At 67.2% G+C, this 232-nt stretch carries 1 protein-coding gene; it reads right to left on the reverse strand.

What is annotated here, in order from left to right:
- A partial coding sequence (locus IEI94_RS11445; RefSeq protein ID WP_224750092.1) for a hypothetical protein occupies nt 1–232 on the reverse strand: 232 nt, incomplete at both ends.

Raw genomic sequence — 232 nt, forward strand, 5'->3', positions numbered from 1 at the left:
CCGCAAAAGATTGTGCTCCCTCCACCTCGATGGTGCCGCCGGAGAAGCCACTGGCATCCTTGAAGATGGCATGCTGCCCGGCCCAGGCAACCGGCACTTCCCCCTCCCGGTTCAGCCACGGGGTGTCGGTCGTGCTCCAGACGCCGTCGCCGCCTTGCCAGTGCTGCAGGCCATCGTCGCCCAGGGCGCCGATAAACAGATCGACCCGGCCCGAGCCCGCCTGCAGCTCATA

The organism is Halomonas sp. ML-15 (assembly GCF_014779595.1).
Classification (GTDB): Bacteria; Pseudomonadota; Gammaproteobacteria; order Pseudomonadales; family Halomonadaceae; genus Franzmannia.